Genomic DNA, 13,428 nt, shown 5'->3' with positions numbered 1-13,428 from the left:
CCACCCTCTTGTGCCAATGCCATAGTGGAGCAAACAAGACGGATAAAATCCCATGTACAGAAATACCTCTACCCCGGCAGACGATAACGGCTGCGGCTGGTTCCACCTCAGCGCCCAGCGCCAGCCCCGCGCCGCGCACCGGGGGCGGAGCGAGGCGCGCTGGGTGGTGCTCGGCGCGGGCTTCACCGGCCTGGCTGCCGCGCGGCAGCTGGCGCTGCACCACCCTGATGACGAAGTGATTCTGGTCGAGGCCCAGGAGGTCGGTTTCGGTGCCTCGGGGCGCAACTCCGGCTTTGCCATAGACCTGCCCCATGACATCGGTGCCGCCGACTACATCGGCGACCTGCCCACCGCGCGCATGAACCTCAAGCTCAACCTGCGTGCGCAGTCGATCTTGCGTGGGCTGATCAACCAGCACGGCATCGACTGCCAGATCCGCCCGGACGGCAAGTACCAGGCAGCGGTCGAGGCCAAGGGCCTGGCGGTGCTAGAAGCTTACCGCAGCGGCCTGGAAAAGCTCGGCCAGGCCTACCAGATGATCGATGCCCGCGACCTCCCGGAGCACTTCGGCACCGGGTTCTACCGCAAAGCGCTCTACACACCAGGCACGCAATTGCTGCAGCCGGCCGCCCTGGCCAAGGGCCTCGCCGAAAGCCTGCCGGCCAACGTCACCCTGCATGAACGTACCACCATCACCCTTATCGAGCAGGGCCGGCGCATCACCCTCAAGCACGCCAATGGCGAAATCATCGGCGATCAGCTGCTGCTGACCAACAACGCCTTCGCCTCGCACTTCGGTTTCCTGCCCGGCCGCCTGCTGCCGATCTTCACCTACGCCAGCCTGACCCGCCCGCTGACCGAGGAAGAACAGGCCCGGCTGGGCGGCAAGGCCAACTGGGGAATCATCCCCGCCGACCCGTTCGGCAGCACCCTGCGCCGTACCCCGGACCAACGCCTGCTGGTGCGCAACAGCTTCAGCTTCAACGCCGACGGCCGCGCCAACCCACGCCATATCGCCCGCGCCGGACGCCAGCATCGTGACTCGTTCGAGCGGCGCTTCCCGATGCTCTCGGGCCTGCCGTTCGACTACACCTGGGGCGGCTCGATGTGCCTGTCGCGCAACCACCTGTCGTACTTCGGCACCCTCGCGCCCAGCATTCATGCAGCGCTGTGCTGCAACGGCCTGGGCATTACCCGCGGCACCGCCACCGGCACCCTGCTGGCCGACTGGCTGAGCGGCCAACGCGACGAGCTCATCGACTTCCTGCTAGGCTCCGCCGGCCCCAACCGCAACCCGCCGGAGCCGTTGCTCAGCGTGGGCGTCAATCTCAACCTGCACCTGGGCCAGCGCCGCGCGGGCCTGGAAAGCTGACAAGGAGGCATCATGCATAGCCTGGGTATTCTCGGGGTGGGCGAGCTGAGCGAAAAGGTGGTCATCGGCCTGCGCCACAGCGGTTTCGATGGCCCGATCCTGCTATCACCGCGCAATGCGCAACGGGCTGCCGCGCTGGCCCAGGCGCACGGCTGCCAGGTTGCGGCCAGCAACCAGGAGGTGATTGACCGTGCCGAGTTGGTGATCCTCGGCGTACGCCCGCAGTCGTTGGGTGAACTGGCCAGTGAAGTGCGCCTGCGTCCGGACCAGCGCCTGGTATCGCTGGCCGCCGGGGTCAGCCTCGCACAGCTGCAAACGGCCTTCCCCGGCGCCTTATGTGTACGGGCGATGCTCTCGTACGCCGCACAGTACAACCAGACGACGGTGGTGGTATGCCCGCCGGATGCACTCACCACCCAGACGCTGGGGCCCTTGGGCAAACTGGTGATGCTGCAGGGTGAACCCGAGTTCGAACTGGCTACGGTGGCGGCGTGCATGAATGGCTGGTTCTACTTCCTGTTGCACGATCTGCAGCAATGGTTGATTGACAAGGGCCTGCCGGCCGCCGAGGCACGCGCATTGGTGCTGGGCAACCTGCAGGACTGCGTGACCAGTGCCGAACGACAGCCAGGCGATACGCTCAAGGCCCTGGGGCAAGCTATCGCGACTCCAGGCACCTTCACTGCCGATGGATTGGCGGTGCTGATGCACCAGCCGGTGAGCGCCACGTGGGGGGCGGCGTGCGAAGTGGTGCTGGATGCGCTGTTGACGCGCTCCGACCTGGCTGGTCGATAGACTCACCTGCCGCGACCCCGTCGCGGCTCCGTCGCGAAGCGGTCCGCCCCTGTGAGAGACAGTCGGCTGGCTTTGGCGAGTATGTCGTCGATCTCGTCATCCATTACGCGGAGGGTGTCCGCATCGTCGCGGTGAAACCAACTGCGCCGGCCACCACTACGTCACAGGTGTCGCCGTCGAGAGATCGCAATGGGGACGGGAAATGAATGGATTCCGGGTTCTCGTTTTTACTGCGCAAAGTCTCTACTCCACATCACGGGCCAGCAAGGCAAAAACACTTCCGCCTGCCAGGCCACGATGGAAAAGCCGTCCCCCTCCAGCACCTCGCGGACAACTTGCATAAGCCCGCGGCGCAGCCTGCCCGCTCATCCCATGACTCGTCCCCGCCGTTATATGGAGCCCGCTATCCGCGGTGTCATAGTGCCGCGGCGCTGACGCATCAATAACAACAAAAGGTGAGTTCAATGACCACGTCCAAACGCTCTGTCGAAGATGCCCCGCTCAATGCCTTCCACCGCAAGCTGACCGTTTACTCCGCCGGTGGGCCATTTCTGGATGGCTATGTGCTGAGCATCATTGGCGTCGCCATGCTGCAGATCACCAACGCCTTGCAACTGTCCGCGTTCTGGGAAGGGTTGATTGCCGCCTCTGCTTTGATCGGGGTATTCCTCGGTGGGTTTCTCGGCGGCTGGTTCACCGACAAGTACGGGCGCAAGGTTTTGTACCTGATCGACCTGATCGCTATCGTCGGCTTTTCGGTAGCACAGTTCTGGGTCGAGTCCGCCTGGGCACTCTTCGCCTGGCGCCTGCTGATCGGTATCGCGGTCGGTGCCGACTACCCGATTGCCACTTCGTTGCTGGCCGAATTCCTGCCACGCAAGCAGCGTGGGCCGTTGCTGGCAGCGATGGTGTTGATGTGGTTTGCCGGTGCCGCCGTGGCCTACATGGTCGGCGAGTTGCTGCTGCGCGTGGGCGGTGAAGACGGTTGGCGCTATGTACTGGCCAGCGCCCTCGTACCGGGCGCGCTGTTCCTGATAGCCCGCAATGGCACGCCGGAATCGCCCCGTTGGCTGCTGAGCAAAGGCCGCAGCGACGAGGCCGACGCGGTGATCAAGAAAGTCTATGGCCCCGACTACTCCATTGCCGACCTACCAGAACAGACGGCCGACAAACCGATGTCGGTATGGTCGCTTTTCCACTCCGGCTACGGCAGGCGCATGGCCTTCGTCACCCTGTTCTGGACCTGCGCGATTGTGCCACTGTTCGCAATCTACTCGTTTGCCCCCAAAGTCTTGCAAGCGCTGCGACTGACCGGGGATTGGGCTGCGTATGGCTCAATCGCGATCACCTTGCTGTTCACCCTCGGCTGCCTGCTTGCCACTAAACTGATCAACCGCCTGGGCCGACGCAAGATGTTGATCCACAGCTTCCTCTGGTCGGGCATGTCCCTGGTGATGCTGGGAGTGTTTCCAGACGCCTCGCCCACTACCGTACTGGTGCTGTTCGGTGCCTATGCAGTGCTCATCGGCGGCGCCCAGGTGCTGGAGTACGTGTACCCCAACGAACTGTTCCCCACCGAAATTCGTGCTTCTGCCGTTGGCCTGGCCACCTCGCTGTCCCGTATCGGCGCGGCGATAGGTACTTACCTGGTCCCGATCTCCCTGGCCTCTTATGGCGTGGCCAACACCATGTTCGCCGCTGCGCTGGTGTCGCTGTTCGGCGCGCTGATTTCCTGGTGGCTGGCGCCCGAAACCGGCAAGCTCGACCTGCAGCAGGCTGCTGCCCTGGGTCGTGCGGTCGGTGCCAGCGCCACCACTGCCAACCCTGTAGCTCGCAAAGCCTGAAGGTGTCATTTCATGAACCAAGTCCTTACCGTTGTCCGCAATGCCCCCGCCTCGCCGCTGAGCACGCCCATCCCGGCCCGCCTGCCCATCGGCGAACTCATCGCCCAAGCCGCCACAGCCCAGACGCAGACCGACCAGGCCAGCGGCGCCAGCATCGGTATCTGGGAAAGCAGCCCAGGCGTGTTCCGCCGCTATCTGAAAAACCGTGAGTTCAGCCATATCGTCAGCGGCTGGTGCACCTTCACCCCTGACGGCGGTGAGCCGGTTGAGCTGCGCGCCGGCGATGCGGTGTTGTTCCCGGAAAACTGCGAGGGAGTGTGGGATATCCGCGAAACCCTGCGAAAGACCTACGTGCTGTTCTAGGGGCTGACTCGATGATAGATCGCCGGGGCTGCTGCACAGCCCTCGCGAGACACAGCGCCGCCCTATTCACTCCACACACCCGCCCTGCAAGTTACAACTCTGGGTCCAGCCCTACCTTGCCACTATGCCAGTCGAGGCGCTCTACCTCATGGCGACGCTTGCGAAAACTGTAAGGCGTCTCGCCATACTGTTTGCGGAACCACAGGATGAAATGCGAAGCGTCGGAAAAACCGCACGCCAAGGCGATGGTCGTAATGTTCTGGCTAGTGTTCACCAGCAAGCGCCTGGCATGATCCAGGCGCAGCTTGCGCCAGTAGTTGGCCGGTGGTTCCTGGGTATTGGCCACAAACTCGCGGTGCAATTGCCGTGGGTGGGTACCCGCCGCTTCAGCGACTGCCTTGAGGGTCATCGAGGCGTCCAGGTTGGCGCGCATGAAGCTGATCGCCCGCTGCACCCGATCGTTCTGGTACACGCTGTCATCGTTGATCCTGTCCTGCGGCTCATCGGCTCGCTCGTCCACCAGCAGGTACTCCAGTCCCTTCTGCGCCCGTACCGCGCCGCAATGGCGGCGGATCAGGTTGGCCGCCAGATCGATGGCAGTGCCGCCCGGGCAGGTGATGATGCCGCGGTCATCCACGTAGCTCTTGTCAATCACCGCCGTGGACTGGGGGAAACGCTCCTTGAACTCATCGCGCAAGGTGAAATGCAACGCACAGCGCCGGCCATCGAGCAACCCAGCCTTGCCGAGCACGAACGACCCGGAACACAAGGCGATGATCGGAATGCCCGCCGCATGCACATTGCGCAGTGCATCCAGCAACCAGTGCGGCGGGTTGCGGGTTTCGTCCAGCAAGCCACCGGCCAGCACGACGTAGTCATACTGGGCGAACAGGTCGAGCGGCTTGGTCGGGGAAATGGGCATGCCGCAGCTCGCGGTGATCGGCTGGTCGTCGAGCGTCATCCAGTCCCATTGGCAGAATACCTGCTGGCTGCGGAACGACTTGTCGGCAGCGAAGCGCAGCGAGTCCACCAGCCCTGCTACCGGCACCAGCGTGAAATGGTTCATCAGCACGAAGCCCACTCGCAGTTCAGGCTTTACCTGCGCGCAGGTGACAGGGGCTGCGACCGGTGCGATCTGTTGTTCTTTTTGTTGTTCTATTTGTTGTCGAGCAACCATGGACGCTGGCCTCATGACGTTCACAATAGCGCCATTCTAAGTCGCGCCCTGCGTCCTTCATATCACACGCATCCCGACAAATAGTAAATCCGTGACAAAAGACAGTGCCGTTCTATCAATTGTCATGACTGTAATATCGCCGCCCTGGCCACGCTGAGCATGATGTCTGCACAAGATCAATAGGCTCAGAGGCCCCCTCATGTACCGTGGATTCTGGTATGCCCAGGCGCTTGACCTGGACAGTGAACTGGCCCCTGCCCTGCAGGACTCGATTCAAGCCGACGTGTGCATCGTCGGCGGTGGTTTCCTTGGCCTGTGGTCGGCCATCCGCCTCAAGCAGGCGCACCCGGAAAAAACCATCGTCATCGTCGAGCGCGACCGCTGTGGCTCAGGCGCCAGTGGGCGCAACGGCGGTATCGCCACCAATTGGTGGGGCAAGTACCTGTCGGTACGCACCATCTGCGGCGATGTAGAGGCGCGGCGCCTCTGCGAAGCGGCCGAGTCGGCTATCGACGAGATCGGCAGCTTCTGCGCCGAGCACGGTATCGATGCCCAGTACCGCAAGGACGGCTGGCTGTGGACCGCCACCAACCAGCGCCAGATGAACTCGTGGAAGGTGCTCACCGACGGCCTGGAGAATCTCGACGTCAATCCGTTCCAGGCGCTCGACCGCCAGAGCATTCGCAGCCGCGTCGGTTCGCCGCTAGTGCTCGGCGGCATCTTCGACCCCAACGCTGCCACCGTGCAGCCGGCCATGCTCGCCCGTGGCCTGCGCCGAGTCGCGCTCAAGCTCGGCGTGCAGATCTTTGAAAAATCCCCGTTCACCCATCTGGAACGCGGCAAGAACCCCGTGGTGCACACTGCCAGGGGCTGCGTGAGGGCAGGCCACGTGGTGCTCGCGCTCAACGCCTGGGGCGCGCAGTTCCCCGAACTGCGCCGGATGATCGCGATCATGTCCAGCGACATGGTCGCCACGGCCCCGGTCAAGGCCAAGCTCGACGCCATCGGTTTCAGCCGCGGAGAGTGCATGACCGACTCGCGCACCGTGCTCAACTACTGGCGCAACACCCCGGACGGGCGCGTGGTGTTCGGCAAGCCGTTGGGCCAGTTCGCCTACGCCGGCCGCATCGGCAACCTCTACGAAAAACCCTCGCCCGCTGCCGACCGGGTCGCCGCCGAACTGCGCCGGCTGTATCCGCAGCTCGAAGAGGTGCCGGTGGTCAGCAGCTGGACCGGCCCGATCGACCGCGCCATGAAAGGCCTGCCCAACTTCGGCTACCTCGATCCGCACCAGAGCGTCAGCTATGGCATCGGCTTCTCCGGCAACGGCGTGGCGACCACGGTGTTCGCCAGCCGCATCATCAAGTCGTTGGCCACCCATGCCAATGACGAGTGGGCCAACTGTGGCCTGGTCAACCAGAAGATGAAACTGCTGCCGCCAGAGCCGCTGCGCTTCTTTGGCGCCCACCTGGTGCGCGATGCACTGGTGCGCAAGGAGTCTCTGGAAGACCACGATCAGGACGCAGGCTTCATCACTCGCCAACTGGTCGGCATGGCTCCGGCCGGCTACGTGCCAGCGCAAAAGCCATGAGGACGCGAGCATGAGCGAACACATCGTCTTCCTCGACGACGACGGGCTGGCGCCCTCGACCCGTCTGAAGCGCCCGGACTGTAACCACACCTGGCAGCAGTTCGCCTATACCCACCCCGAGCAGGTACTCGAACACCTGCAGGACGCCACCGTCGCGCTGACCTGCAGCGTGCCGCTGCGCGAAGAACACCTGCGCCAGTTGCCCAAGCTGAAGATGATCTCGCTGGCCCTGACCGGACGCGACATCGTCGATGTCGACTACTGCGAGGCCCATGGTATCCAGGTGTCCAGCGTGCCTGGGTACGCTGCCAACACCGTGGCCGAGCACAGCCTGGCGATGATCCTCGAACTGTTCCGCCGCCCGGCGGCGTTCACCCGGCTGATGCGCCAGGTCCACGCTGGCAGCAAGCCACAGCAGAACATCTACTTCAATCACCGCATCCGCGATGTGCGCGACAAGCAACTGGCGATCATCGGCAGCGGCCCGATCGCCGTGCGCCTGGCGCACCTGGCGCGAGCGCTCGGCATGCAGGTGCTGTTCGAAGACCGCGGCGGCAAACGTCAAGGTCCTGACTACCGGCCATTGGCCGAGCTGCTGCAAATCTGCGACGTGCTGTCGATCAACTGCCCGCTCACCCCCGAAACCCACAACCTGATCGATGCCCCGCGGCTGGCTCTGATGAAGCCCGATGCCGTAGTGGTCAACACCGGCCGCGGCGGTGTGGTGAACGAGGCGGCGCTGATCGATGCGCTGCTGCATGAGCGCTTGGGTGGCGTGGCGCTGGATGTGGTGGAGCACGAGCCGCTACACCCGAGCAATCCGCTGTTCCAGTTGATCGAGCGCGACGACTTCCTGCTCAACCCGCACATTGCCTGGAGCAGCGAAGACGCCATGCAGCAACTGATGGACAGCGCCGTGGACAACATCACCGACTTCGTCGCCCGCCAGGACTCTGAACAAAGGATTCGCCGCGCATGACCCTCGTTACCAAGAGCAGCTACATCGATGGCGCCTTTGTCGCGCTCGGCAACAGCAGCGACATACTGGAAAACCGTAACCCGTCCAACCCGGGCGAGGTGATCGAGCGCTTCGAGCGCGCAGACGTCGAGCTGACCGAACACGCCATCGCTGCCGCCCGCCGCGCCCAGCCCGGCTGGGCACGCAGCAATCCGCAGCAGCGCGCCGTGGAACTTCCCCATCGCCATCCCGGCTGCACAGGCATTTCGTAGGCGCAAGGTCGAATCGGGCGTTGCGGGTTTAGGCGTTGCGGGTCTCGAAACCGCAGTTGGAATGTCGAACGCCATTCACTGCCAGCCTTTGCCTCACGGCTGGCGGCGACCCGCGAAAAATGGCGGATGACTAGAAGCTGTACCTTTGTTCAGACGACCTGAAACCCATGCGCCAACGGATCCTGCTCGTCGACGAACAGCGTGTTCAACCCGATCACCCGCGCCCACCCAGAAATACTCGGCACGATGGCATCGTACTCGCCAACCTTGCAGGCCGATTCGACCCGTCCCAGGTAGGTCGTGCCGATCAGGCTTTCGCTACAGTAGGTGTCACCCACCTGCAGTCGACCCTTGCCGTACAGCTGCGCCAGGCGTGCCGAGGTGCCAGTGCCACCGGGTGAGCGGTCCAGTGCGCTGTCGCCATAGAACACGATACCGCGGCCATCGGCGTGCGCCTGGCGGGCGTCATCGCACCACAGCACATGGTGGACGCCACCGATATCGGCGTGCTCGGGGTGCTGGGGGTTGCACACCGAGGCGAGTGCGCTGCGCAGGCGCCGGCTCTGATCGACGATCTGCGCCGCTGACAGACCCTCCAGCCCTGGCCACGCAGGCTGAGGCTCGACCACGGCGTAGTAGTTGCCGCCGTAAGCGACGTCCACGCTCAGCGTCCCCAGCCCCGGCACCTGCACTTGGACATCACGCTCGTGCAGGTAGCTTGGCACATTGATCAAGCGCACCGAGGTCACCTTGCCGGCTTGCTCGACATACGCCACCTCCACTTTGCCGGCCGGGGTCTCGATGGCCAGCCGCCCTGGCGTGCGCGGTTTGACGAGCCCATGCTCGATCACCACGGTACTGAGCCCGATGGTGCCGGCGCCACACATCGGCAGGCTCCCGCTGACCTCGATGAACAATACGGCGAAGTCGCAATCCTCGCGTACGGTCGGGTAGATCATGGCGCCAGACATCACGTCATGACCGCGGGGTTCGAACATCAGTGCCTTGCGCATCCAGTCATGATCGCGCACGAACATCGCTCGGCGCTCGGCCATGCTCACGTGAGGTAACAGCGGCGCGCCACCGACCACGACGCGCACGGGGTTGCCGCAGGCATGGGCATCGATACAGAAGAACGTCTTGCTCATGGGTATCCCCTAGTGTTGACGAACCGGTTGGCGTTGCAGAAAGCCACGCGAGAGGCGGTCCAACAGCAGCGCCACCGCCACGATCGCCAGGCCTGCCCGCAAGCCCAGCCCCATCTCCATGCGCGTGAGGCCGCGCGTGACCTCGGCGCCCAGTCCCCCGGCCCCGACCAGTCCCGCCAACACCACCATTGCCAGCGACAACAGGATGCACTGGTTCAAGCCGACCAGCAGGCTCGGCACGGCGGCCGGAATCTCGATCTTCAACAGAGTCACCCGGGGCGTCGCACCGAGCGCCTGACCGAGCTCCAGCAAATTGCGCGGTACTTGACGGAACGCCAGGGTGGTCAGGCGCATCATCGGCGCAACACCGTAAATGACCGTCGCCATGATGGCCGGCACCTTACCCAGGCTGAAGATCATCACGGCAGGGATCAGGTAGACCCAAGGCGGTACGGTCTGCATCACGTTGAGGACAGGGCTGGCGGCACGCTCGAAGCGTGGTCTGCGCGCGGCGAGGATGCCCAGTGGAAAAGCGATGGCGACGGACAGCAGCACCGACACCGATACCAGGGCCAGGGTCTGCATGGACGCGGTCCACAGGCCCGAAAGCCAGCAGAAGCCCAGCATGGCAGCGGCCAGCACGGCCGTGCGCAGGTTGATCAGCCACAGCGCCAGCACGCTGATCAGCGCGATCACCCCCCAGGCCGGGAGTGCGAGCAACGCGGTTTCGATGCCGCCAAGCACCGCATCGACGATGCGGCTGATGAAGGCGAATACAGGATGGAAGTTCGCGTTGAGCCAATCGACCATCGGCGCCAGGACCGCACCCAGCGAGAAACGCATGTCAGTGAGCATCGTGCTGAGCCTCGCGTTGGGACGGGGTGGCGTTCTGGGCCATGCGGTCCAGGATCAGGGTAAGGATGACGATCGCCAGTGCCGCATCGATCGAACGCGCGATATCCAGTGTGCGAATGGCGCCATAGATGGCCTCGCCGAGGCCACCCGAGCCGACGATGCCCGCGATCACCACCATGCCGAAGGCCATCATCAGGCTCTGGTTGACGCCGGTCATGATGCTGGGCAGGGCGAACGGTAGGCGAATCATGAAGAACAGCTGCGCCGGTCGGGTGCCGCTGGCCTCACCGAGCTCGATGAACGGGCGAGGTGTCATGCGGATGCCGAGCGCGGTCAGGCGCAAGACGGGGGGAATGGCGACGATGAAAGTCGCTACGAGAGCGGTCGCGGAGCCGTAGCCCAGCAAGGCGATGGCGGGCAGCAGGTAAATGTGGGGTGGCAGGGTCTGCAGCAGGTCGAGCACCGGCTCCACGACGCCATCGAGCTTGGGCCACAGCCCGCCCATCACCCCCAGCGGAATGCCGACCAGCAAGGCCAGCGTCGTGGCCGCCAGGACCAGCGCGAGGGTGCTCATGGTTTCCGTCCACAACCCGAGAAACGCACAGATCAGCAGGCCGATGGCCGTGAGTGCAGCAGAGCGCCAATGGCCTGAAAGCCGCCAGGCCAGCGCGCCGAACACCAGCGCCACCACGTAGAAAGGTGCCAGGTTCAGCACCCAGGTGAGCCCATTGACCAAGCCGGTGAGCACGTCGTTGAGCCACTCGAATACCTGAGCGCCGCTGTCCGTTACCCACTCCAGCCCCGCATCCACCGAGGCGTCGAACGTGGAGGGAAAGGTAGACGGGTTCATGCCTGCACCTCCCGCTGAACGATCGACCCGCCCTCCTCGCTCTCCCGTTCAGCCCCTTGAACCCCGCGCAGCAGGTCGGTTGGCGTGACGATACCCAGTGGCCGCCCCTCCTCTGCGATCAGCACGGCCTCGCTGCGGGAGTGGATCAGGCGATTGATGAGCGTGTCCAAGTCCGCCTGCGGTCCCGCTGCGGGCAGGGTGTCGACGTCCAGGTGCGGGTGCAGCGCGCGCCACGTGTCGAGGCTGGACATCACCGAGTGCGCCTTGACCAGATGCAGCCGCGAGATGCCGGCGACGAAATCGGCGACGTAGGCGTCGGCCGGGTTCAGGACGATATCCTCGGCGGTCCCGACCTGGATGATGACGCCGTCTTTCATGATCGCGATGCGGTCACCCAGACGAATGGCCTCTTCAAGATCGTGGGTGATGAACACGGCCGACTTGCCCAGTGACTTGGTCAGGCCGCGGAACTCATCCTGCAGTTGGCGACGGATCAGAGGATCCAGGGCGCTGAAGGGCTCGTCCATGAGGATGATTTCGGGGTCGCAGGTCAACACCCGGGCCAGGCCCACGCGTTGCTGCATACCGCCGGACAGCTCGCCTGGATAGCGCAGCGCCCAATCGCTCAGGCCAACTTTTTCCAACGAGCGTTGCGCCGAGGCGTGGCGCTCGGCCTTGGCGACGCCCTGCACTTCGAGACCGAACGCAACGTTCTCGAGCACCGTGCGGTGCGGCAGCAAAGCGACACTCTGGAACACCATGCCGATTTGCTGAGCGCGTACCTTGCGCAGGCCCGGGCCGTCGAGCGTGGCCAGGTCCTGCCCCTTCACCACCACCTTGCCGGCACTGGGCTCGATCAGCTTGTTGAGCAAGCGGATCAGGGTCGATTTACCGCTGCCCGAGAGCCCCATGATGCAGAAAATCTCACCTCGCTTCACTTCCAGGCTGACATCGGATACCCCGATCACGCAGCCATGGTCCTGCAGGATCTGCTTCTTCGATGCGCCCTGCTCGCGGCTCGCCTTGATCGCGTCGGCCACCTGCTCGCCGAATACCTTCCAGACACCCTGGCAACTGACCAGCACGTCATTCGTGCAAGGAACTGAATTCTTCATGTCACACCCGTCAACCCAGTCAACGCTGGTCTTGTTATTCAAATCGGTTACGGCAGTGTTGGTAACAGCGTAATGCGGTGAAGGCGGCCCCGGGCAACGAGAGGCCGCGACGTCCCGTCAGGGCTTCTTGATGTTTTCCCAGCGTTTGATCAGCTCGGCGTTGCGCGCGGTCCAGTCGGCCATGGCCTGATCCATCGTCTTGCCGTCCTTGACCTCGCCATTGATGGCAGTGATATCGCTCAAGGGAACGTACACTCCGGCCAGCACTTCGCGGGCATGCGGGTTCTTCTCGGAAAAGCCTTTCTGGCCGATCCAGTAGTAGCCCTGTGGCGGCGGGAACACGCCTTTCGGGTCCTTCAGGAACTTCAAGTCATACTTCTGCGTCATCCAGGAAGGCTCCCAGATGGTGACTGCAACCCACTCCTTGCGGTCAATGGCGGACTTGAGCGCCGCGGTCATGGCCGCAGAACTGCCTTCGAGCAGGTTCAGACGGATGCCGTACTCGGTGACGGCCTTGGCCGCATCGCTCATCAACCCCGAACCCGGCTCGATGCCGATGATCTTGTTGTTGAACTTGTCGGCCTGTTCATTGAGCTGCTCGAGCGAGTCGATCGGCACGTACTTGGGCACCGCGATGCCCTGGTACAACCCATGGGAAACGGGCGAAAGTTTCTCCAGGCGATTCTTGTTGCGGTTCCAGTAATCCTGGGCCACGTAGTCGATCTGCGACGCAAGTATCTGGATATCCCCTTTGCTCAATGCGGCGTAGGCGATACCCCACTCCGAGAACGAAGTGACCTTGACGGTATAACCGGAGTCTTCGAGCACTTTTTTGGTGATACCGGTAATCGGTGTGAGGTCCTCCCAAGAGAGCGTGCCCATCTGGATCACTTTGTCTTCGGCATGCGCGTTGACGATCGTTGCGCTCAGCATTGCAAGTGCACACAGCGCTTTCTTGATTACACCCATTGGCTGATACCTTTTTTATGGAGTTATAAAGTGTCGCCCGGACCGGTCATATGCGTTGTTGGTATTGGCGCTGTACGCAGATGGCAGGCCGTCTGCGCCGAGACTGGCATGGGTACGAG

General features: G+C 63.5%; 13 protein-coding genes. 7 read left to right on the top strand and 6 right to left on the bottom strand.

From position 1 onward, the window contains the following. The first annotated feature begins 52 nt into the window (after nt 1-52). The 4 genes from IAE34_RS06445 to IAE34_RS06430 all read left to right on the top strand — a co-directional run bounded on the left by IAE34_RS06445 (nt 53) and on the right by IAE34_RS06430 (nt 4,374). Nucleotides 53-1,372 (top strand): NAD(P)/FAD-dependent oxidoreductase, encoded by a 1,320-nt coding sequence (locus tag IAE34_RS06445; RefSeq protein ID WP_200138038.1) that lies wholly within the window; start codon nt 53-55, stop codon nt 1,370-1,372. A gap of 12 nt (nt 1,373-1,384) precedes the next feature. Further along, nucleotides 1,385-2,167, top strand: coding sequence for an NAD(P)-binding domain-containing protein (locus tag IAE34_RS06440; RefSeq protein WP_200138037.1), 783 nt, complete (start codon nt 1,385-1,387; stop codon nt 2,165-2,167). 464 nt (nt 2,168-2,631) lie between these two features. Then, entirely contained in the window at nt 2,632-4,011 is a 1,380-nt protein-coding gene (locus IAE34_RS06435) for an MFS transporter (RefSeq protein ID WP_200138036.1), read from the top strand. A 12-nt stretch (nt 4,012-4,023) separates the two neighbouring features. Continuing rightward, nucleotides 4,024-4,374 (top strand): cupin domain-containing protein, encoded by a 351-nt coding sequence (locus IAE34_RS06430; protein WP_200138035.1) that lies wholly within the window; start codon nt 4,024-4,026, stop codon nt 4,372-4,374. A 91-nt stretch (nt 4,375-4,465) separates the two neighbouring features. Here the strand turns inward: IAE34_RS06430 and IAE34_RS06425 are convergent, their stop codons facing one another. Further along, entirely contained in the window at nt 4,466-5,440 is a 975-nt protein-coding gene (locus IAE34_RS06425; protein WP_233630976.1) for a GlxA family transcriptional regulator, read from the bottom strand. A gap of 310 nt (nt 5,441-5,750) precedes the next feature. Between IAE34_RS06425 and IAE34_RS06420 the strand changes: the two genes are divergently transcribed. From IAE34_RS06420 to IAE34_RS06410, 3 genes are read left to right on the top strand one after another with little or no spacing between them, the layout of a single operon-like run. Next, on the top strand, nt 5,751-7,142 hold the full coding sequence (locus IAE34_RS06420; protein WP_200138033.1) for an NAD(P)/FAD-dependent oxidoreductase: 1,392 nt from the start codon (nt 5,751-5,753) through the stop codon (nt 7,140-7,142). 10 nt (nt 7,143-7,152) lie between these two features. Next, nucleotides 7,153-8,121 carry an NAD(P)-dependent oxidoreductase gene (locus IAE34_RS06415; protein ID WP_200138032.1) on the top strand — a complete coding sequence of 323 codons (969 nt, stop codon included), beginning with the start codon at nt 7,153-7,155 and terminating at the stop codon, nt 8,119-8,121. Then, on the top strand, nt 8,118-8,372 hold the full coding sequence (locus tag IAE34_RS06410; RefSeq protein ID WP_233630975.1) for an aldehyde dehydrogenase family protein: 255 nt from the start codon (nt 8,118-8,120) through the stop codon (nt 8,370-8,372). The genes IAE34_RS06415 and IAE34_RS06410 overlap by 4 nt, the downstream gene beginning before the upstream one ends. A gap of 149 nt (nt 8,373-8,521) precedes the next feature. Here IAE34_RS06410 and IAE34_RS06405 read toward each other — a convergent pair whose 3' ends face one another. From IAE34_RS06405 to IAE34_RS06385, 5 genes are all read right to left on the bottom strand, one after another. After that, on the bottom strand, nt 8,522-9,520 hold the full coding sequence (locus IAE34_RS06405; protein WP_200138031.1) for a 4-hydroxyproline epimerase: 999 nt from the start codon (nt 9,518-9,520) through the stop codon (nt 8,522-8,524). 9 nt (nt 9,521-9,529) lie between these two features. After that, nucleotides 9,530-10,375, bottom strand: a complete 846-nt coding sequence (locus IAE34_RS06400) for an ABC transporter permease (RefSeq protein ID WP_200138030.1) — start codon at nt 10,373-10,375, stop codon at nt 9,530-9,532. Then, entirely contained in the window at nt 10,365-11,225 is an 861-nt protein-coding gene (locus IAE34_RS06395; protein ID WP_200138029.1) for an ABC transporter permease, read from the bottom strand. The genes IAE34_RS06400 and IAE34_RS06395 overlap by 11 nt, the downstream gene beginning before the upstream one ends. Further along, nucleotides 11,222-12,340, bottom strand: coding sequence for a quaternary amine ABC transporter ATP-binding protein (locus IAE34_RS06390; RefSeq protein ID WP_200138028.1), 1,119 nt, complete (start codon nt 12,338-12,340; stop codon nt 11,222-11,224). The genes IAE34_RS06395 and IAE34_RS06390 overlap by 4 nt, the downstream gene beginning before the upstream one ends. 117 nt (nt 12,341-12,457) lie before the next feature. Next, complete coding sequence (locus IAE34_RS06385) at nt 12,458-13,309, bottom strand: glycine betaine ABC transporter substrate-binding protein (protein WP_200138027.1); 852 nt, start codon at nt 13,307-13,309, stop codon at nt 12,458-12,460. Nucleotides 13,310-13,428: the final 119 nt, after the last annotated feature.

The sequence above is a fragment of the Pseudomonas sp. S30 genome (assembly GCF_016518545.1).
In the GTDB taxonomy this organism is placed as follows: domain Bacteria; phylum Pseudomonadota; class Gammaproteobacteria; order Pseudomonadales; family Pseudomonadaceae; genus Aquipseudomonas.
The sequence above is the reverse complement of the archived record's forward strand: the minus strand, read 5'-3'. Positions and strand labels throughout refer to the sequence as shown.

Excerpts from the sequence above, each read along its gene's own strand:
- IAE34_RS06425 (WP_233630976.1), bottom strand. The coding sequence starts at position 5,440 with ATGAACCATTTCACGCTGGTGCCGGTAGCAGGGCTGGTGGACTCGCTG.
- IAE34_RS06385 (WP_200138027.1), bottom strand. The coding sequence starts at position 13,309 with ATGGGTGTAATCAAGAAAGCGCTGTGTGCACTTGCAATGCTGAGCGCA.
- IAE34_RS06445 (WP_200138038.1), top strand. The coding sequence starts at position 53 with ATGTACAGAAATACCTCTACCCCGGCAGACGATAACGGCTGCGGCTGG.
- IAE34_RS06400 (WP_200138030.1), bottom strand. The coding sequence starts at position 10,375 with ATGCTCACTGACATGCGTTTCTCGCTGGGTGCGGTCCTGGCGCCGATG.
- IAE34_RS06430 (WP_200138035.1), top strand. The coding sequence starts at position 4,024 with ATGAACCAAGTCCTTACCGTTGTCCGCAATGCCCCCGCCTCGCCGCTG.
- IAE34_RS06435 (WP_200138036.1), top strand. The coding sequence starts at position 2,632 with ATGACCACGTCCAAACGCTCTGTCGAAGATGCCCCGCTCAATGCCTTC.
- IAE34_RS06405 (WP_200138031.1), bottom strand. The coding sequence starts at position 9,520 with ATGAGCAAGACGTTCTTCTGTATCGATGCCCATGCCTGCGGCAACCCC.
- IAE34_RS06415 (WP_200138032.1), top strand. The coding sequence starts at position 7,153 with ATGAGCGAACACATCGTCTTCCTCGACGACGACGGGCTGGCGCCCTCG.
- IAE34_RS06395 (WP_200138029.1), bottom strand. The coding sequence starts at position 11,225 with ATGAACCCGTCTACCTTTCCCTCCACGTTCGACGCCTCGGTGGATGCG.
- IAE34_RS06410 (WP_233630975.1), top strand. The coding sequence starts at position 8,118 with ATGACCCTCGTTACCAAGAGCAGCTACATCGATGGCGCCTTTGTCGCG.
- IAE34_RS06440 (WP_200138037.1), top strand. The coding sequence starts at position 1,385 with ATGCATAGCCTGGGTATTCTCGGGGTGGGCGAGCTGAGCGAAAAGGTG.
- IAE34_RS06420 (WP_200138033.1), top strand. The coding sequence starts at position 5,751 with ATGTACCGTGGATTCTGGTATGCCCAGGCGCTTGACCTGGACAGTGAA.
- IAE34_RS06390 (WP_200138028.1), bottom strand. The coding sequence starts at position 12,340 with ATGAAGAATTCAGTTCCTTGCACGAATGACGTGCTGGTCAGTTGCCAG.